The organism is Micromonospora sp. MH99 (assembly GCF_021442385.1).
Lineage (GTDB): Bacteria > Actinomycetota > Actinomycetes > Mycobacteriales > Micromonosporaceae > Micromonospora.
Map to the genome: position 1 here is coordinate 15,434 of NZ_MUZA01000022.1, position 18,425 is coordinate 33,858.

Here is an 18,425-nt window from a genome sequence, read left to right on the forward strand (position 1 = left end):
CTGGCGCCACAGTTGCCGCACGACGAGTTGATCGCGCTGCGTCGCCGGGCCGGCCCACCCTCGCGAGCTGTCCCGCCGAGATGACCACGATCTGCGTTCCGGACACCAACCAGAACGGCGACCGTTCAGCGCAGGGCCCGGGCGAGGCGGCGAACGGCCTCGTCCATCAGCTCGGGCGCCGCGGCGGCGTAGGTGAGGCGCAGGTGCGGCGCCGAGGGTTCGGCGGCGTACCAGGGACGACCCGGAAAGACGATGACGCCCTCGGCGGCAGCGGCGGCGGCCAGCGCCACGTCGTCGGCGCCGCCGCGCAGGCGGACCCAGAGGTGCAGACCACCGCGCGGGATCGACTGCGGACACAGGTCGGGAAGGTGCCGCCGCAGCGCGGCGACCAACGCCGCCCGCCGGGTCCCGAGCGCCGTGGCCAGAGCCCGTCGGTGCCGCGGCCACGCCGGGGAGGTGAGGAACTCCAGCGCCGCCTGTTGCAGGGGGCCGGCGACGTAGAAGTCGTCGAGCAGCCGGGCCGCGCGCAGCCGGGCGCCGGCTGGTCCGCGTGCGCCGATCGCCGCGACGCGCAACCCGGGCGCTGTGGACTTGGTCAACGAGCGCAGGTAGATGACGTGCCCGTCGGGGTCGTCGGCGGCCAGCGGCGGTGGGGCCGGACCGTCGATGGTGAGGTCGCGGGCGTAGTCGTCCTCGATCAGGAACGCTCCGGCGTCGCGTACCGCGTCGGCGACCTGCGCCCGGCGGTGAGCCGCCAGTGTCGCGCCGTGCGGGTTGGCGTGCAGCGGCTGGCAGTAGAAGAGCCGCGCGCCGGTGCGGGCGAACGCGGCGGCGAGGTGGTCGGGACGGACCCCGTCGGCGTCCGCCGGCACGGGCACCACCCGGAGTCCGGCGGCCCGGGCCACGGCCAGCGCGCCCAGATAGGTCGGGGACTCGACGAGCACGGCGTCGCCGGGGGCGGTGAGCGCCCGCAACGCCGACGACAGCGCGGCCTGCCCACCGGGGCAGATCACCATGTCCTCGGCCCGCAGCCCGGACCCGGCCTCACGGGCGAACCAGGCGCGCAGGTCCTCGCGCCCCTCGACCGGTCCACGCTGCCAGGTCGCGGGCTGGCGGGCGGCGCGGGTGAGGGCGGCACCCAACGCGGCGGCGGGTTGAAGTTCCGAGTCCAGATAGCCGCCGGACAACGCAATCGCGCCGGCGCGCGGTAGCGCCAGCAGCGCCTGCATCTCGTCCTCACCGGACGGGCGGGGGCCGAGTGCGACGGTCTGCCAGGACAGGTCGGGCACGCGTCGCTCGTCCGGCGGGGCGGCCACGAAGGTGCCCCTGCCGGGCCGCGCCTCGATGAGCCCGTCGGCCACCAACCGCCGGATCGCCTCGGCGACGGTGACCGGAGAGGCCTGGTGTCGGGCGGTCAGCTCGCGTACGGAGGGCAGGCGGGCGCCGGGGCCGGCGGCAGCCGCCAGCCCGCGTAGATCTTGGATAACGCGATCGGCTGCGTTACCGTTCTCCATGAGAGACAACAGTAGCGCTACTGTCGCCGGCGCGGTAACAGCGGGCCGGGCCGGCGGCCTCACCCTCGGCGCGCTGGGTGTGCTCGGGTTCAGCCTCTCGCTGCCCGCGACCCGCGTCGCCGTCCAGCAGAACCTCGACCCCTGGTTCGTCGCGTTCGGCCGGGCGGTCGGCGCGGGGCTGCTGGCCTGGGCGTACCTGCGTCTCACCGGCGCACCCCGGCCCTCGCGCGGTCAGTGGCGGCGGCTGGCGGTGGTCGCCCTCGGCGTCGTCGTGGGCTTTCCGTTGTTCACCTCGCTGGCGCTTCGCACCCAGACCTCCGCGCACGGCGCGGTAGTCATCGCCGCGCTGCCCGCGATGACGGCCGTGTTCGCGGTGCTGCGTGCCGGTGAACGCCCGCCGCCGCTGTTCTGGGTCGCCAGCATCGGCGGCCTGCTGGCGGTGCTGGCCTTTCTCGGCGCCGGTGGCGAGGTGACCGGCACGCTCGCCCTGCCCGACCTGTTCCTGCTCACCGCGGTCGTGCTCTGCGGCCTGGGTTACGCCGAGGGTGGCGCGCTCGCCCGCGAGCTGGGTGGCGCGCGGACGATCTGCTGGGCGTTGCTGCTCGCGCTGCCCGTCACCGTGCCCGTCACTCTCGTCGCCGCTGTGGCCGACCGGCCGCACGCCGACGCCCTCGGCTGGTCGGCGTTCGGCTACCTCACAGTCGTCTCGATGTTTCTGGGCTTCTTCGCCTGGTACGCGGGTCTGGCCCGGGGCGGCATCGCGCAGGTCGGTCAGGTCCAGCTCGCGCAGCCGGTGCTCACGCTGGGGTGGTCGGCACTCCTGCTCGGCGAGAGCGTCACCCCCGCCTCGGTAGCGGCGGCGGTGGTGGTGCTGGTGTGCGTCGTCTTGGTCCAACGCACCCGGCGATCGGAGCTCGCCGCACGACGGGCACGACCGGGCCCGGTCTAGCCCTGGTCGCGCTCGCGGGCGGCCTGCACCTCGGGCACCGAGGCCTCCAGGAGGTCCGCGAGGCCGCGCAACTGATCGGCGACCCGGGCGCCGAGCGGGGTCAGCGAGTATTCGACGCGCGGCGGGATCGCGGTGAGCACCTCGCGGGTGAGCATGCCGTCGCGTTCAAGAGTCTGCAGGGTCTGGGAGAGCATCCGCTCGCTGACCCCGTCGATGCGCCGCCGCAGCGCGTTGAACCGGTAACTGCCCTCACCGAGCGCGAGGAGGGCGAGCGAGGCCCATTTCGAGGTGACGCTCTCGAAGGCGGCGCGGGACGTGCAGCCGCGCGCGAAGACATCGCTGACGAGTTCCTGGGTAGGCCCCGCCGGGTCCCGGGCCGGCATGCCGCTCATCTCACCAGCTTACCCGACGCTTACCCGAGAGCTTGTGCTATAGATTCGTAAGTGCTTACGTTTCGTCACCGTCTATCGGAGGTCCCCATGCCCACGTATGCCGTCACCGGCGCCACCGGCCGGCTGGGCCGCCTGGTGATCGAGCACCTGCTCGGCGCCGGCGTGCCCGCCACCGAGATCGCCGCGATCGTCCGCAACCCGCAGAAGGCCGCCGACCTGGCCGGGCGCGGGGTCGAGATCCGCCGGGCCGACTACGACGACCCGTCGACGCTGCCCGGCGCCGTGGCCGGCGCGCGCCGCCTGCTGCTCATCTCCGGCAACGCCCCCGGGCAGCGGACCGCCCAGCACACCGCGGTCATCGAGGCCGCCAAACTCGCCGGGGTCGGGCGCGTGGTCTACACCAGCATCCTGAAGGCCGACACGACCACGAACCCGCTCGCGCCGGAGCACAAGGCCACCGAGGAGGTCCTGGCCGCATCGGGCCTGCCGTACACCGTGCTGCGCAACGGCTGGTACACCGAGAACTACACCGACCAGCTGCCGCAGTACCTGCAGAGCGGCACCATCCTCGGCGCCACCGGTGGCAGCAAGGTCTCCGCCGCGACCCGGGCCGACTACGCGGCCGCCGCCGTGGCGGCGCTGACCCGGGACGAGGAGGGCAACGCCGTCTACGAGCTGGGCGGCACCGCGTTCACCTTCGACGAGCTCGCCGACGCCGTCACCGAGGTGACCGGCACCACCGTCGTGCACCGCGACCTGTCGGCCGCCGAGCTGGCGTCGGCGCTGGAGAACGTCGGGCTCGACGCCGGCACCGCCGGCTTCGTCGCCGCCCTCGACCACTCGATCGCCATCGGCGAGCTGGCCACCGACAGCGACGACCTCAGCCGGTTGATCGGCCGGCCGAGCACCCCGCTGCGCGACGCCATCCGGGCCGCGCGGGCCTGAGGGGACCCGGATCCGCGGGCGGGCGACGGGCGTACGGCCCCGTCGCCCGCCCGGCGCACGGCCGGCGAAGCGGGACCGGTCGGGGCCACCTCGGGACCGCCCCACCTTCCTTGATCTTGGCTAGGGTGGTGACATGCCTCCGCGCCGCCCCCACGACGACCGGAGGGGGGCCCACACGACGGCTCCTACGCGCGCCGACCGATCGGCAGCCGAATGAGCGGCTCGCCGGCGCCGGCGCAGCGACGCCCACCGTCCACACCAGGACGTGCCCGGCCCGCGCTGACCGATGTCTGCGCGCGGGTCGCCCGGTCCCGGCCCTTCGAGATCGGCATCGTCGTCGTCATCCTCGCCAACGGGATCGTCCTCGGGCTGGAGACGTACGACGGTCTGGTCCCCGCGACCCCGGCGCTGCACGCCCTGGAGGCGATCTTCCGCGCGGTCTTCGTCGTCGAGATCGGCATCCGGCTGGCGGCCTACGGGCGACGTCCGCAGGACTTCTTCCGGTACGGCTGGAACGTCTTCGACTTCGTCGTGATCGCGGCCATCTTCGTTCCGGGCCTGCACGGCGACTCGGCGCTGCTGCGCGTGGTGCGGGTCGCCCGGATGGTCCGGCTGGTGCGGTTCTCGCCGGGCCTGCGGACCATCGTGTCCGCGCTGTGGCGCAGCCTGCCCGGCGTCGGCGGGTTCCTCGCCCTGGCCGTGGTGACGCTCTACGTGTACGGGATGGCCGGCTGGCTGATCTTCGGCGACAGGTACCCGGACGAGTACGGCGACATCGGCCGCTCGCTGCTGACGTTGTTCGTGCTGCTCTCGCTGGAGACACTGCCGGACCTCATCGAGCAGGGCCTGGCCATCTCGCCGTGGACGCTGCTCTACTACGTCAGCTACGTGGTGATCACCGTCAACCTGCTGCTCAACATCCTCATCGCGGTCATCGTCAACTCGATGGAGGAGGCCCGCCGCCTGGAGATGACCGAGCGGTTGGCCCCCGGCTACGACGAGGACGGCGACGGCGTACCCGACGAGGTGGACCGCATCGCGCTCACCCAGCGGCTGGACGACCTGCGGGCGGTCATCGCCGAGTTGGAACGGGAGTTGCGGATCGACCGGGAGGACGCGCACGGCCGACCGCACCGGGAGGACGTCCGCTCCAAACGGTGATCCGACGTTGACACTCGGTGGCAACGGGATCGGCTAGTCTCGATGCTCGTCCCAGGGGCCGACTGAAGGGGCATCTCCATGACGGCCAGCGTCGACAATGTCCAGTCCCGCACCGACGTCCTGACCACACTCGGCACCGTGATCGACGACGTGATCCGCCCACGGGCGGAGGCCGTCGACCGGGACGGCGCCTTCCCCCGCGAGGGCGTCGACGCCCTCGCCGCGGCGGGCCTGCTCGGCCTGGCCTGCTCGCCCGAGGTCGGTGGCGGCGGCCAGGGCATGCGCGCTGTCGCCGACGTCATCGAACGGCTGGCCGCCGAGTGCGGGTCCACCGCGATGGTGGTGCTGATGCACTACGCGGCGACCGCCGTCATCGAGGCGCACGGCCCGCACGAGGTGCGCACAGCCATCGCCGACGGGCGTCACCTGACCACGTTGGCGTTCTCCGAGTTCGGTTCCCGCAGCCACTTCTGGTCGCCCACCGGCTCGGCGACGGCGTCCGGCGACGACGCGGTGCGACTCGACGCCCGCAAGAGTTGGGTCACCTCGGCGGGCGAGGCCGAGAGCTACGTCTGGTCGAGTCTCCCGCTGGCGTCGGGGGCCGGGCCGATGACGCTGTGGCTCGTGCCCGCCGACAGCGCCGGGCTCCGCGTCGCCGGTGACTTCGACGGGCTGGGCCTTCGCGGCAACGGCTCCCGGCCGATGACGGCCGAGGGCGTGGTGGTCCCCGCCGACGCGATGCTGGGCACCGACGGCACCGGCCTGGACACCGCGCTCGGCGCCGTACTCCCCTGGTTCCTGGTGCTCAACTCGGCGTTCTGTCTCGGCCTCGCCGACAGCGCGGTCGCCGAGGCGGCCCGGCACCTCACCGGCACCACGCTCACGCACACCGGCGCGGCGCTTCGGGACGCGCCCGTGGCCCGACGCGACTTCGCCCAGTTGAAGATCCGCACGGACGCCCTGCGCGCCTTCCTCGGTGACACCCTCACCGCGGTGGAGACCGGCCGCGACGACGCGACGCTGCGCGTGTTGCAGGTCAAGGCCCTGGCGGGCGAGACGGTCGCGGACGTCACCGACGGCGCGATGCGGCTCTGCGGTGGCAGCGCCTTTCGCAAGGAGCTGGGCCTGGAGCGCCGGTTCCGCGACTCGCGGGCCGCCCGGGTGATGGCACCGACCACTGACGCTCTGCACGACTTCGTGGGCCGCGTCGCCACCGGCCTGCCGCTGCTCGACGAGGCCAACCGCTGATGGCGGCGCCGTCGGTACTGATGGGCGCGGTCGCGTACGACCCCAAGGTCGTCACCATCTGGGAGGGCTTTCGCGGCTGGTTGCGCGATCACGGCCTGGATTTCGACTTCGTTCTCTACTCGCACTACGAGCGACAGGTCGAGGACCTCGTCGCCGGCCGCATCGACGCGGCCTGGAACTCCCCGCTCGCGTGGCTGCGCGCCGAGCGGTTGGCAACGGCCCGGGGCGGCTCCGTGCAGGCGCTCACGATGCGCGACACCGACCGGGACCTCACCTCGGTCGTGGTGGTGCGCGCCGATTCGCCGGTACACCGGGTCGAGGATCTCCCCGGGAGGGTGGTGGCCACCGGCGCGGTGGACAGTCCGCAGGCCACGCTGATCCCGCTCGGTCACCTCGCCGCGGCCGGAGTCCGTGTCGACGTGCGCCGGTTCGACGTCGGCGTCGGGCTGCACGGTGACCACGTCGGAGGCGAACGTGACGCCGCCCGCGCCCTCGCGGCCGGGGAGGTCGACGCCGCCTGCATGATCGACGCCAACCACCTGATGTTCGTCCAGGAGGGCACGCTGCCATCCGAGGGCACCCGGATCGTCGCGCAGACCGGTCGGTACGACCACTGCAACATGACGGTGCGCGAGCCGGCGTCCGACGGGGTCCAGCTCTTCGGCACCCTGCTGCGCGGCATGTCGTACGCCGATCCGCAGGTCCGCCCGCTGCTGGACCTGGAGGGCCTTACGGCCTGGCAGGACGGCCGTACGACGGGGTACGACGCCCTCGCCGAGGCGGTCGACGCGAGTGGGTTCTACGCCGCCGACGGGCGGGTGACCGCCGCGGACTACCGGCCGTGACCGCCGACGTCGAGATCGACCTGGGCGGCCTCGGCTTCGGCAGTGGCGCGCACCTGTTGGTGCAGCGCGCCCTGGCCGGGTTGCCGCCCGGTGCCCGTGTGGCGGTCTCCGGCACCGATGCGGCGTTGGGCGTGCACCTGCCGGCGTGGTGCCGCAACCGGGGTCACCGGGTCGAATGGCCCGATCCGGCGGACCGGAGTCGCCTGGTGGCGGTGGTCGTCCGGGGCGCCGCCGACGACGACCGCTGGTTCGGCGCGGAGCGGGCCGGGCCTGCCCTGCCGTCGGCGCTGAGCAGTCGTCCACCGCCCCGCTGGGGCCTCGGTGCCCGTGGCGCGCTGCTGGAGGCCGGCGGACCCGAGGCCCGCTTCGACCTGGACGACCGCGATCTGGTGTGGGCCGACATCGCCCCCGCGCTGTACGCGCAGGCCGCCGCACGGCAGTGGGACCCGCAGACGGCGGTGCCGTGGGACGACACGTTCGCGCTGCCGCCGGATGTCGAGGCCGCGGTGGTGCAGATCATGACCTACCTGGTCGAGAACGAGCAGGCGGCTCTCGTCGTACCGGCCCGGTTCATCGGTCGCATCCACCCGCACTTTCGGGAGGTGATGCAGTTCCTCGCGGTGCAGGTGGCCGACGAGGCCCGGCACATGGAGGTCTTCAGCCGGCGGGCGCTGCTGCGCGGCGCGGAGTTGGGCACGTCCTCGGCGGGTGGCCGGCAGTCGCTGTTCACACTCGTCGCCGAGTCCGATTTCGCCCTCGCGTCGTTCCTGCTCTCGGTGCTCGGTGAGGGCAGCTTCGTCGACCTGCTGGGGTTCCTGGTGCGGCACGCTCCCGATCCGGTGACCCGCCGGATCTGCTGGTTGGCGATGCAGGACGAGCGCCGGCACGTGGTGTTCGGCATGGCCCACCTGGAGCACCAGGCGACTGTCGACCCACTGCTGCGGGACCGACTCCGTGCCGCGATCCACCGTCGTCACGACGCGTTGGCCGACACCGCGGGCCTGAACGCGGACGTCTTCGACGCGCTGGTGGTGCTCGCGGCGGGCGGGTGGGACCCCGATGACGTGGCCGCCGGCTTCGACCACGTCCGTGCTCTGCAACAGGCGATGGACCAGGGCCGCCAGCGCCGCCTCGTCCGGCTGGGCTTCCGGCCGGACGAGGCGGCCGCGCTCTCCGCCCTGCACACCCGCAACTTCATGTAGACCCCGGCGCACGGCACCGGGCGTACCGTGGAACCGCCATGGACACCGAATCCCGCGCGCTCCGGGCGGATCTCCTGCGGCGACGCGACGAAACCGTTGCGGAGGCCGTCGCGCTGGAGGGCGACCTGCGGAGCCTGTTCGAGGCGTCCCGGTCGTCGAACGCCGACGACGAGCACGACCCCGAGGGCAGCACCATCGCGTTCGAACGGGCACAGCTCAGCGCCGTCCTGGACGCGACACGTCGACGCCTGGCCGAACTGGACGAGGCGGTGAGCCGCGTCGACGACGGCAGCTACGGCATCTGCGAACGATGCCGGCGCCCGATTCCCGCCGAGCGGCTCGCCGCCCGCCCGTCGGCGCGTACCTGCGTGGCCTGCGCCAGCCGACGGTGACGGCGCCCACGGGCCCGGGGGCCGGCGGACGCCGCCGCCACGGGGACGTCAGCTGGCGCAGCAGCCGCCGGCCTGGCCCTCGACGGGCGCGGTGTCGACGGCGACGAGGCTGAGCAGCCCGCCGGAGACGCCGGTGGCCAGCCCGCGTCGGGCCGGCTCGACGACCGGCGTCGGGCCGCAGCAGCTGTCGCCGCTGACCGAGTCGGCGGCGTTGCTGTTGCACACGCCGGTCTCGGGCAGGTCGAGCTGGACGTCCCGGGCGGCGGCCCAGTCTCCGGCCAGGGCGGCGACTACCGAGCGGACCTGCTCATAGCCGGTGGCCATGAGGAACGTCGGCGCCCGACCGTAGGACTTCATGCCGACGGCGTGGTAGCCGACCTCCGGGTGGGTGAGCTCGTCGATGCCGTGCGGAGGCACGGTGCCGCAGGAGTGCTCGTTCGGGTCGATCAGTGGGGCGAGCGCGCGGGTCGCGCCCAGCACCGGGTCGAGGTCCAGCCGCAGTTCGGCGGTGATCGAGTGGTCCGGGCGGAACCCGGTGGCCGCGACGACACGGTCCACGAGCACCGACTCCTCGCCGCCGTCGGCGTGCCGGACGACCACCCGGACGCGTCCGTCGGCAGGTGTGAGGGCGTGCACCCAGAAGCCGGTGAGCAGCCGGACCCGGCCCGCGTCGACGTGCTGCCGCAGCCGTGCGCCGAGAGCGCCACGCGCCGGTAGGGCGTCGGCGTCCCCGCCACCGTACGTGCGCGCGGGCGAGGTGGTGCGGATCGCCCAGGTCACCTCGGTGCCGGGCTCGGTGGCGGCCAGTTCCGCCAGGGACAGCAGGGTGTTCGCGGCGGAGTGACCGGCGCCCACGACGAGCGTGTGCCGGCCGGCGAAGCGGTCCCGGTCGGCGCCGAGCACGTCGGGCAGGGCGTGTTCGAGGTACGCGGCGGCGTCGGCCTCCCCCCGGGCGGGCAGGCCGGACGCGCCGAGGACGTTCGGGGTGTCCCAGGTGCCGGAGGCGTCGAGCACGGCGCGGGCCAGCAGCTCCTCTCCGTCGGCGAGGCGGACCAGGAACGGCGTGGTGTCGCGGCCGGCAGTGCGCAGCCGATCGAGGCCGAGGCGGCTGATCGCCTGCACCCGGGCGCCGTAGCGGACGTGCGGCTTGAGCTGGGGCAGCTCCGCGAGCGGCTGGAGGTACGCGCGGACCATCTCGGCGCCGGTCGGCAGGGCCTCCGGGTCGGGGGCGATCCAGCCGGCGTCGTCGAGGATCCGGCGCGCGGCCGGGTCGATGTTGTAGCGCCAGGGCGAGAAGACCCGGACGTGACCCCATCGGGCGACGGCGGCGCCGGGGGTGTCGCCGGCTTCCAGGACGACGAAGGGCAGGCCGCGTTCGTGCAGGTGGGCGGCGGCGGCGAGGCCGGTCGGGCCGGCGCCGACGACCACGACGGGAAGGCTGTCCAGAGCGTTCATCGGGTGACTCCTTGTCAGGTGATGGTGGGGCTGCGGCGTTCCAGCAGGACCACGTCGCGCCAGCGGTCGTGGTGGCGGCCGATCCGCTCCCGGACGCCGATGACGCGGAACCCGGCCCGACGGTGCAGGGCCAGGCTGCCGGCGTTCTCCGGGAAGATGCCGGACTGGATGGTCCAGATGCCGGCGGCCTCGGTCGAGGTGATCAGCGCGTCGAGCAACAGCCGGCCGACCCCGCGCCCCTGGGCGGCCGGGTCGACGTAGACGGAGTGCTCGACCACGCCGGCGTAGACCGGGCGGCTCGATGTCGGTGTGACCGCGACCCAGCCGAGGAGGGCGTCACCGTCGTCCACGGCCACGAAGCGGTGCGCGGTCAGCCGGGTGGCGTCGAACGCCGGCCAGGTCGGCGCGGTGGTCTCGAAGCTGGCGTCACCGCCGTCGAGGCCTGCCTGGTAGATCGTCAGGACGCGGTCGGCGTCGCTGGCGGTCATCGGGCGCGTGGTCGGGTCGGCCATCGGCGTGCTCCGTTCCGGCTCGGACGATGAGAGACTGTCTCGACGTCTGTCGAATCAGACAGTTGCACGCTGATTAGATGTCTGTCAACCTAGACGAATGTCGAAACAAGCGGCCGTGGACGGATTGTGCTGTCCGCCCCTGTCCGAACGACGTGTGCCGGCCGAGACCGCCGCCACGCTCGCCCCCGCGTTCAAGGCCCTCGGCGACCCGGTCCGCCTGCAGCTGCTGTCGATGATCGCCTCCGCCGAGGGCGGCGAGATCTGCGTCTGCGACCTGACCCCCGCGTTCGACCTGACCGGCCCGACCATCTCGCACCACCTGAGGACGCTGCGCGAGGCCGGGCTCGTCGACGCCGACCGTCGCGGCACCTGGGTCTACTACCGCGCCCGGCCGGCGATCCTGCACCAACTCGCCGCGCTGCTCACCGTCGTCCCGACCGGGGCAGACCCCGCTCCCGCCGCCCGGTCGGAGTGCTCGTGAGCACCGTCACCCGCCAGAGCGACCCGGCCACGAGCGCCGTCGTCGGTCGCCTCTCCCGGCTCGACCGGTTCCTGCCGGTCTGGATCGGGCTGGCCATGGTCGTCGGGCTGCTGCTCGGCCGTCTGATCCCCGGGCTCGACGACGCGCTGGACGCGGTGGCGGTCGGCGGGATCTCCCTGCCGATCGCGATCGGCCTGCTGGTCATGATGTATCCGGTGCTGGCGAAGGTCCGCTACGACCGGCTCGGCACCGTGACCGGCGACCGCCGCCTGCTGATCTCGTCGCTGGTCCTCAACTGGCTGGTCGGCCCGGCCGTGATGTTCGCCCTGGCCTGGGTGTTCCTGGCCGACCAGCCCGCGTACCGCACCGGTCTGATCATCGTCGGCCTGGCCCGCTGCATCGCCATGGTCATCATCTGGAACGACCTCGCGTGCGGCGACCGCGAGGCCGCGGCGGTCCTGGTCGCGCTCAACTCCGTCTTCCAGGTCGTCGCCTTCGGCCTGCTCGGCTGGTTCTACCTGTCGGTGCTGCCCGGGTGGCTCGGGTTGCAGGGCGCGGAGTTGCGCGTCTCGGCCTGGGAGATCGCCCGCAACGTGCTCATCTTCCTCGGCATCCCACTGCTGGCCGGCTACCTCAGCCGCCGCCTCGGCGAGCGCGCCAGGGGCCGCGAGTGGTACGAGTCCCGCCTCCTGCCCCGCATCGGCCCCGCAGCCCTGTACGGGCTGCTGTTCACCATCGTGGTCCTGTTCGCCCTGCAGGGCGACGCCATCATCGGCCGGCCGTTCGACGTCGCCCGCATCGCCCTGCCGCTGCTGGTGTACTTCGCGCTGATGTGGGCCGGCTCGTACGCCCTCGGCCGGGCGCTCCGCCTCGGCTACCCGCGCACGACCACCCTCGCGTTCACCGCTGCCGGCAACAACTTCGAACTCGCCATCGCCGTCGCGATCGGCACCTTCGGCGTGGCCTCCGGTCAGGCGCTCGCCGGGGTCGTCGGACCGCTGATCGAGGTGCCCGTGCTGGTCGGCCTCGTCCACGTCTCGCTCTGGGCTCGCCGCCGCTTCTTCACCCCACCCCTTGACCGAGAGGCGTCCCGATGAGCGACAAACCGAGCGTCCTGTTCGTCTGCGTCCACAACGCCGGTCGCTCCCAGATGGCCGCCGGCTGGCTGCGCCACCTCGCCGGCGACGCCGTCGAGGTCCGCTCGGCCGGCTCCGCCCCGGCCGAGACGATCAACCCCGCCGCCGTCCAGGCCATGCGCGAGGTCGGCATCGACATCACCGACCAGACCCCCACCCTCCTGGAGTACGCCACCGCGGAGTCCTCCGACGTCATCGTGACGATGGGCTGCGGCGACGCCTGCCCGGTCTTTCCGGGCCGGCGCTACGAGGACTGGAAGCTCGACGACCCGGCCGGCAAGGGCGTCGACGCCGTCCGCCCGATCCGCGACGACATCCGGGTCCGGGTGGAGCGACTCGTCGCCGAGCTGACCGCCCCCGCCTGAGCACGGACGAGGCCGACACGCGGCACGGCGGGCCAGTGCCACGACGCGACCCACCGACGGCTTCCGGCGTCCACATAGATGTGATGTATCGCCTCAGCGGCACCGGTGCGACCTCGGGCAGCCGACGTCGATCATCGCGGTGAACATCTAATCTTCATCGTGCCCCGCCGATGTTCGCGGCACCACCCGGCTCCGGCCGGGGCGGTGCCGCGCGAACCGGTCCGCAGCGCGGCGGAGCAGGTCGACCGGCTTGCGGGAGGGTCGGCAAGCAGCGCCGGTGCAACCCGACACCCGTCGCAACCCCGACGCGTCCGTTCGTCCGACGGGCCGGGCGGACGCCCGGACGGACGAGGAACGGACGCGGTCACCGGAGGCCGCCCACGAGCATAAAACATTAGATCTATATCGCCACAGGTCGATCGATGTCGTTGACGCACCCGATCGAGCCTCCGTATACTCCAAATGATCATCAGATCTTTAGCCTAGTCGGGCGAGGAGCGCATGCCGCAGATCACTGGCGTCACCGTCGAGGACGTCCGCTTCCCCACCTCGCTGACCGCTGACGGGTCCGACGCCATGAACAAGGACGGCGACTACTCGGCGGCCTACGTCATCCTGCACACCGACGGCGTCGACAGCGCCGGCGTGCCGCTGGCCGGTCACGGCCTCACCTTCACCATCGGCCGGGGCAACGACATCGTCGTCGCGGCGGCGGTGCACCAGGCCCACCGCCTGGTGGGCATGGACGTGACGACGATGGCCGCCGACATGGGGGCCGTCTACCGCCTGCTCACCTCCGACTCCCAGCTGCGTTGGCTCGGGCCGGAGAAGGGCGTCATCCACCTGTCGTTGGCGGCAGTGCTGAACGCGGCCTGGGATCTGGCCGCGCGATTCGCGGACAAACCGCTGTGGCGGCTGCTCACCGACATGTCCCCCGAGCAACTCGTCGACATCGCCGACCTGCGCTACCTGTCCGACGCGCTGACCCGGGACGAGGCGCTGGCCATCCTGCGCGCCAAGCAGGGCACGAAGGCCGACCGCCTGGCCGAGCTGGGGCGCACCGGCTACCCGGCCTACACCACCTCGGCGGGATGGCTCGGCTACGGCGACGACAAGCTGCGCCGGCTGTGCCAGGAGGCAGTCGACTCCGGCTACGGGTACGTCAAGCTCAAGGTCGGCGCCGACCTCGAGGACGACATCCGGCGGTGCCGGATCGCCCGGGAGATCCTCGGCCCGCACCGCAACCTGATGATCGACGCCAACCAGGTGTGGGACGTCGACCAGGCCATCGAGTGGGTCAAGGCACTCGCCCAGTTCTCCCCACTGTGGATCGAGGAGCCGACCAGCCCGGACGACATCCTGGGCCACGCGGCCGTCCGCCGTGCCGTCGCACCCGTCGGCGTCGCCACCGGCGAGCACTGCCACAACCGGGTGATGTTCAAGCAGCTGTTCCAGGCCGAGGCCATCGACTTCTGCCAGTTGGACACCGGCCGGCTGGCCAGCATCAACGAGATCGTCGCCGTGCTGCTGCTCGCCGCGAAGTTCGACGTCCCGGTGTGCCCGCACGCCGGCGGCGTCGGGCTCTGCGAGATGGTGCAACACGTGTCGGTGCTCGACTACGTCGCGATCTCGGGGGATCTCACCGGCCGGGTGACCGAGTTCGTCGACCACCTGCACGAGCACTTCACCGACCCGTGTGTCGTCCGGGACACCGGTTGGGGCAGCGGTTACGTTCTGCCCAGCACGCCCGGCTACTCCACCCGGATGCACCCCGAGTCGATCGCGCGGTACCGGTTCCCCGACGGCCTCTACTGGGCCACGGCAGACCCGGCTACGGTGTCATCTCCGGAGCCGTACGTCATCGCGGGTGGGACGGCCACCCCCGCCGGCCGCTAGGAGGTGTCATGTCCCGCACCGACGAAGTGGTGAACGGCATCAAGCGGATGATCCTCGAAGGGACGTTCAAGCCCGGGGATCGGCTGCCCATCGAGAAGGATCTCGCCGAGTCCCTCGGCGTCTCGCGGGGATCGCTGCGCGAGGGGATGTCGGCGCTGTCGATCCTCGGCATCGTCAACATCCGCCAGGGCGACGGCACGTACGTCACCAACCTCGACGCGCCGCAGCTGCTCGCCCCGATGGGCTTCGTCGTCGACTTCCAGGGCCAGGGCGACGGGCGGCACATCCACACCGTCCGCCGCCTGCTGGAGTGCGAGGCCGCCCGGTTGGCGGCGACCAGGATCACCGACGAGGCCCTCGCCCAGGCCGGGGAACTGCTCGACGAGGCGGCCCGGATCGCCGGTCGGTCGCCGCAGGACCACGAGCGGATCATGGAAATCGACATCGCGTTCCACCGGATCATCGCCGCGCACGCCGACAATCCGGTGCTCATCGGCCTGATCGAGGCGTTCGCCGGGCGCACCCTCCGCGGGCGACTCTGGCGGAGCCTGCACGAGGAGGGCGCGGACCGGCGTACCCACGACGAGCACGTGGCGATCCTGAAGGCCCTGCGGGCGCGCGACCCGGAGCGGGCCCGCACCCGGATGGCCAACCACCTGATCGGTGTGGAGGAATCGCTACAGGGGTTGCCCGACGAGAGCGAGACGGGCGTCGACGCGCAGGCGCAGTGATCGCCCGCCCGCTCCGCGCGCCAAGGGAACCGGTGCCGGTCCCCCGCGCCCGGTCACGGGCGGGCGACCGCCGTCACCGCTCGTCCCGCTCCGCGCCGGTGCTGCCGGTCATCGCCGCGACCAGGTCGTCGGTGGTGACCTCGTCGGCACGCAGTCGGGCCGCCCGTCGGCCCAGGCGCAGCACCTCCACCCGGTCGGCGATCTCGAGCACCTGTGGCATGTTGTGGCTGACCAGCACCACGGACATGCCAGCGTCACGGGCCCGGCGGACGACGTCGAGCACCCGCCCGGTCTGCACGACGCCCAGCGCCGCGGTCGGCTCGTCGAGGATGACCACGTTCGTCGCCCAGATGATCGCCCGCGCCACCGCCACGCACTGCCGCTGCCCACCGGACAGCATCGCGATCGGCGTGGTGACCCGCGGAATCCGCACGCCCAACTCGGCGAGCGCCGCGGCGGCACCCTGCCGCATGGCGCGCTTGTCGAGCAGCCCCAGCCGGCCCAGCGGCCCCGAGCGCAGGATCTCCCGCCCGAGGTAGAGGTTGGCGGCGACGCTGAGATCGTCGGCGACCGCGAGATCCTGGTAGACGGTCTCCACCCCCGCGCGCCGGGCGTCCACCGGCGTCGCGAAGTGGACGGGACGACCACCCACCCGGATCTCACCCTCGTCGGGAGGGTGCACACCGGACAGCGTCTTGATCAGCGTGCTCTTTCCGGCGCCGTTGTCGCCGATGAGGGCGACGACCTCGCCCTTGCCGACGGTGAAGTCCGCGCCGCGCAGCGCCTCGACGTGGCCGAACCGCTTGACGATGCCACGGGCTTCGAGGACCGGCGGTTCGCCGGCGGCCGGCTGGTCGGTCCCGACGGTGGTGGTTGGGGCGGCGTCCATCACTGCACCGGAGGGTTGGCGCAGCTGGGCTCGAGCACCGCCTTGATCTCCGCCGAGTCGATGTTCTTCTTGGTGACGAACGTGACGCCGGTGTCCGCCGACGCCAGCGGCGCCTTGTCCCGAAGGTGCTTGACCATCTTGTCGACGCCGAAGTAGCCCATCTTGAACGGGTTCTGCACGACCAGCGCCGAGATCTGGCCGTTGCGCAGTCCGGCGATCTCGTCGGGAGCGGCGTCCCACCCGATGATGACCACCTTGCCGGACTTACCGGCCGCCTGGATGGCCTGCGCGGCGCCGAGGACGCTCGGCTCGTTGGCCGCGAAGATGCCGGCGAGGTTGGGGTTGGCGGTGAGGATGTTCTCGGTCACCCGCCGCGCCTCGTTGACGTCACTGCGGCTGGGCTGCTGCCCGACCAGCTTGAGGTTGGGGAACTGCGCGAGGCCGGCCTTGAAGCCGTCGACCCGCTCGGTGTTGGTCTGCGAGCCGGGTTGGAACTCCACGAGCGCCACGTCGTGGTTGCCGGGGCCCAGTTCGGTGGCGAGCAGCTTGGCCGCCTCGACGGCCGACGCCTTGTTGTCGGTGGCGAAGAGCGGCACGCCCGACGGCTGCGGGCTGGTCCCCGAGTCGATCATCGCGACCGGAATGTCGGCGCCGAGCGCCTGGTCGGTGGCCGGCGCCAACGCGCGGGAGTCGGTGGCCGCGTAGACGATGCCGTCGACCTTCTTGGTGACGAAGTTCTGGATCAGGTTGACCTGACCCTCGACGTCCGTCTCGGTGGTCACCCCGTCCCACTGGACCGTGACGTCACCGGCGCGCTGCGCGGCGCACTCGGCACCCGCCTTCACCGTGTTCCAGTAGTCGGCCCCGACAGCCTTCGGCACGACGGCGAGCTTCAGCGGCCCGGCCGCGTCCTTGGTCGCGCCGTCGCCTCCGTCGCGGACCTCGACTCCGCCGCAGGCGCTGAGCAGAGCGGTCGCCGCGGCGACGGCGACGATGACCTGTGCGCGCAGAAGACGCCCTCGTGGCCGTCGGCTGGTGGTGGTGTGTGACATGGTGTGCGTCCTTCCTCTGTCGAACTCCGGGAACGGCATGTCAGCCCCGTGACTCCAGCCGCCGACGGCGATACTGGTCGAAGTAGACGGCGGCCCAGATGATCAGGCCGACGATCACCTGCTGGTAGTGGATGCTGATGTCGAGCAGGACGGCGCCGTTGCGGACCAGGGCGATGAGGAAGGCGCCGATGATGGTCCCGACGATCCGGCCCTGCCCCCCGAACAGGCTGGCGCCGCCGATGACCGCGGCCGCGATGACGTCGAGTTCCAACGAGATGCCGTAGTTCGGCTGGCCGGAGTTGACCCTCGAGGCGGCGATCATGCCGCCCAGACCGACCAGCACACCCGCCAGGACGTACACGTAGGTCAGGTGGCGGCCCACCCCGATGCCCGAGCGACGGGCGGCCTCCAGGTTGGATCCCATGGCGTAGGTGTACTGCCCGAAGCGGGTCTGCGAGAGCAGGAACGCGACCCCTACGGCGACCACCGCGGTGATCACCACGGCGAACGGGATACCGATGATCTCGCCGTTGCCGAGCAGCTGGAACGACCGGGGCAGACCGTAGACGCCGACCGCGCCGGTCATGATGAACACCAGGCCACGGCCGACCGACATCGTCCCCAGCGTCGCGATGAACGGGGGTATCCGGGCGACGGTCACCAGCAGGCCGTTGAGCAGCCCGGCCAGGGCACCGACACCGATCGCGACAGCCGTCGCCGCCAGGAGCGGGAAACCCAGGTCACGGACGACCATCGCTCCCGCCACGCCGGCGAGCGCGGCGACCGACCCGACCGACAGGTCGATGCCCCGGGTGATGATGACCATCGTCTGCGCGGTGGCGATGATGGCGATCACCGCGGTCTGCGCGCCGATGTTGAAAAGGTTGTCGGCCGTCAGGAAGTAGGGACTGGCGAAGCTCAACGCGATGAACAGGACGACGAGCGCGGTGGCCGCCGTGAACTCACTGAGCGCGTGGGAGATGCGCTCCCGCAACCAGTCGTTGAGCGCGCCGCCCTGGGGCTCCGCGGTCGCCTCGGCCGCACTCATCGCAGGCCCCGGCTCTCGTCCACTGTGTCACCGGCTCGACTCACGTCCCCGCCGGTGATCGACGCATTCCTTTCCAACCGGACCTCCCCAGGACGTCACACACGGGCCACTCCCCGCAGCACCTGCGCGATAGATCGGATGTTTCCTGCGATCAGGCGTTACCTTGCCATGGTCACGCTCATGTTGCCAAGGTCTTACCGCCATGTTGTGGC

At 72.3% G+C, this 18,425-nt stretch carries 19 protein-coding genes; 12 read left to right on the top strand and 7 right to left on the bottom strand.

What is annotated here, in order from left to right; genetic code table 11:
• Nucleotides 1-125 precede the first annotated feature (125 nt).
• Nucleotides 126-1,514, bottom strand: coding sequence for a PLP-dependent aminotransferase family protein (locus B0E54_RS14225; RefSeq protein ID WP_234583930.1), 1,389 nt, complete (start codon nt 1,512-1,514; stop codon nt 126-128).
• Between B0E54_RS14225 and B0E54_RS14230 the strand changes: the two genes are divergently transcribed.
• Nucleotides 1,513-2,463 (top strand): DMT family transporter, encoded by a 951-nt coding sequence (locus B0E54_RS14230; protein ID WP_234583931.1) that lies wholly within the window; start codon nt 1,513-1,515, stop codon nt 2,461-2,463. The genes B0E54_RS14225 and B0E54_RS14230 overlap by 2 nt on opposite strands.
• Here the strand turns inward: B0E54_RS14230 and B0E54_RS14235 are convergent.
• Nucleotides 2,460-2,855 (bottom strand): helix-turn-helix domain-containing protein, encoded by a 396-nt coding sequence (locus B0E54_RS14235; protein ID WP_234583933.1) that lies wholly within the window; start codon nt 2,853-2,855, stop codon nt 2,460-2,462. The genes B0E54_RS14230 and B0E54_RS14235 overlap by 4 nt on opposite strands.
• Before the next feature lie 87 nt (nt 2,856-2,942).
• Between B0E54_RS14235 and B0E54_RS14240 the strand changes: the two genes are divergently transcribed.
• The 6 genes from B0E54_RS14240 to B0E54_RS14265 all read left to right on the top strand — a co-directional run bounded on the left by B0E54_RS14240 (nt 2,943) and on the right by B0E54_RS14265 (nt 8,648).
• Nucleotides 2,943-3,800 (top strand): SDR family oxidoreductase, encoded by an 858-nt coding sequence (locus B0E54_RS14240; protein ID WP_234583934.1) that lies wholly within the window; start codon nt 2,943-2,945, stop codon nt 3,798-3,800.
• Nucleotides 3,801-4,013: 213 nt separating this feature from the next.
• Nucleotides 4,014-4,961, top strand: a complete 948-nt coding sequence (locus B0E54_RS14245) for an ion transporter (RefSeq protein ID WP_234583935.1) — start codon at nt 4,014-4,016, stop codon at nt 4,959-4,961.
• 78 nt (nt 4,962-5,039) lie between these two features.
• A complete protein-coding gene (locus tag B0E54_RS14250; protein WP_234583937.1) occupies nt 5,040-6,209 on the top strand; it encodes an acyl-CoA dehydrogenase family protein in 1,170 nt (389 codons plus the stop codon).
• Complete coding sequence (locus B0E54_RS14255) at nt 6,209-7,054, top strand: phosphate/phosphite/phosphonate ABC transporter substrate-binding protein (protein ID WP_234583939.1); 846 nt, start codon at nt 6,209-6,211, stop codon at nt 7,052-7,054. Before B0E54_RS14250 ends, B0E54_RS14255 begins: the two co-directional genes overlap by 1 nt.
• Nucleotides 7,051-8,256 carry a ferritin-like domain-containing protein gene (locus tag B0E54_RS14260; protein ID WP_234583940.1) on the top strand — a complete coding sequence of 402 codons (1,206 nt, stop codon included), beginning with the start codon at nt 7,051-7,053 and terminating at the stop codon, nt 8,254-8,256. Before B0E54_RS14255 ends, B0E54_RS14260 begins: the two co-directional genes overlap by 4 nt.
• 38 nt (nt 8,257-8,294) lie before the next feature.
• Complete coding sequence (locus B0E54_RS14265; protein WP_234583941.1) at nt 8,295-8,648, top strand: TraR/DksA C4-type zinc finger protein; 354 nt, start codon at nt 8,295-8,297, stop codon at nt 8,646-8,648.
• 48 nt (nt 8,649-8,696) lie between these two features.
• Here B0E54_RS14265 and B0E54_RS14270 read toward each other — a convergent pair whose 3' ends face one another.
• Together B0E54_RS14270 and B0E54_RS14275 are read right to left on the bottom strand one after the other, a co-directional pair.
• A complete protein-coding gene (locus B0E54_RS14270; RefSeq protein WP_234583943.1) occupies nt 8,697-10,103 on the bottom strand; it encodes an FAD-dependent oxidoreductase in 1,407 nt (468 codons plus the stop codon).
• Nucleotides 10,104-10,117: 14 nt separating this feature from the next.
• Nucleotides 10,118-10,615, bottom strand: a complete 498-nt coding sequence (locus B0E54_RS14275; protein WP_234583944.1) for a GNAT family N-acetyltransferase — start codon at nt 10,613-10,615, stop codon at nt 10,118-10,120.
• A gap of 97 nt (nt 10,616-10,712) precedes the next feature.
• Between B0E54_RS14275 and B0E54_RS14280 the strand changes: the two genes are divergently transcribed.
• The 5 genes from B0E54_RS14280 (at nt 10,713) to B0E54_RS14300 (ending at nt 15,224) form a co-directional block, all read left to right on the top strand.
• Nucleotides 10,713-11,096, top strand: coding sequence for a helix-turn-helix transcriptional regulator (locus tag B0E54_RS14280; RefSeq protein WP_234583956.1), 384 nt, complete (start codon nt 10,713-10,715; stop codon nt 11,094-11,096).
• Nucleotides 11,093-12,193, top strand: a complete 1,101-nt coding sequence (gene arsB, locus B0E54_RS14285) for an ACR3 family arsenite efflux transporter (RefSeq protein WP_308195360.1) — start codon at nt 11,093-11,095, stop codon at nt 12,191-12,193. The genes B0E54_RS14280 and arsB overlap by 4 nt, the downstream gene beginning before the upstream one ends.
• Nucleotides 12,190-12,597: an arsenate reductase ArsC gene (locus B0E54_RS14290; protein WP_234583958.1), complete on the top strand. Its 408-nt coding sequence runs from the start codon at nt 12,190-12,192 to the stop codon at nt 12,595-12,597. Before arsB ends, B0E54_RS14290 begins: the two co-directional genes overlap by 4 nt.
• A 501-nt stretch (nt 12,598-13,098) precedes the next feature.
• On the top strand, nt 13,099-14,493 hold the full coding sequence (locus tag B0E54_RS14295; protein ID WP_234583959.1) for an enolase C-terminal domain-like protein: 1,395 nt from the start codon (nt 13,099-13,101) through the stop codon (nt 14,491-14,493).
• Between the two features lie 8 nt (nt 14,494-14,501).
• Nucleotides 14,502-15,224, top strand: a complete 723-nt coding sequence (locus B0E54_RS14300) for a FadR/GntR family transcriptional regulator (protein WP_234583961.1) — start codon at nt 14,502-14,504, stop codon at nt 15,222-15,224.
• Nucleotides 15,225-15,297: 73 nt separating this feature from the next.
• Here the strand turns inward: B0E54_RS14300 and B0E54_RS14305 are convergent, their stop codons facing one another.
• Genes B0E54_RS14305 through B0E54_RS14315 form a run of 3 tightly spaced genes read right to left on the bottom strand, consistent with a single transcriptional unit; the run spans nt 15,298 to nt 18,213 of the window.
• A complete protein-coding gene (locus B0E54_RS14305) occupies nt 15,298-16,113 on the bottom strand; it encodes an ATP-binding cassette domain-containing protein (RefSeq protein ID WP_234583967.1) in 816 nt (271 codons plus the stop codon).
• A complete protein-coding gene (locus tag B0E54_RS14310; protein ID WP_234583968.1) occupies nt 16,113-17,165 on the bottom strand; it encodes an ABC transporter substrate-binding protein in 1,053 nt (350 codons plus the stop codon). Before B0E54_RS14310 ends, B0E54_RS14305 begins: the two co-directional genes overlap by 1 nt.
• Before the next feature lie 40 nt (nt 17,166-17,205).
• Nucleotides 17,206-18,213, bottom strand: a complete 1,008-nt coding sequence (locus B0E54_RS14315) for an ABC transporter permease (protein ID WP_234583969.1) — start codon at nt 18,211-18,213, stop codon at nt 17,206-17,208.
• Nucleotides 18,214-18,425 lie beyond the last annotated feature (212 nt).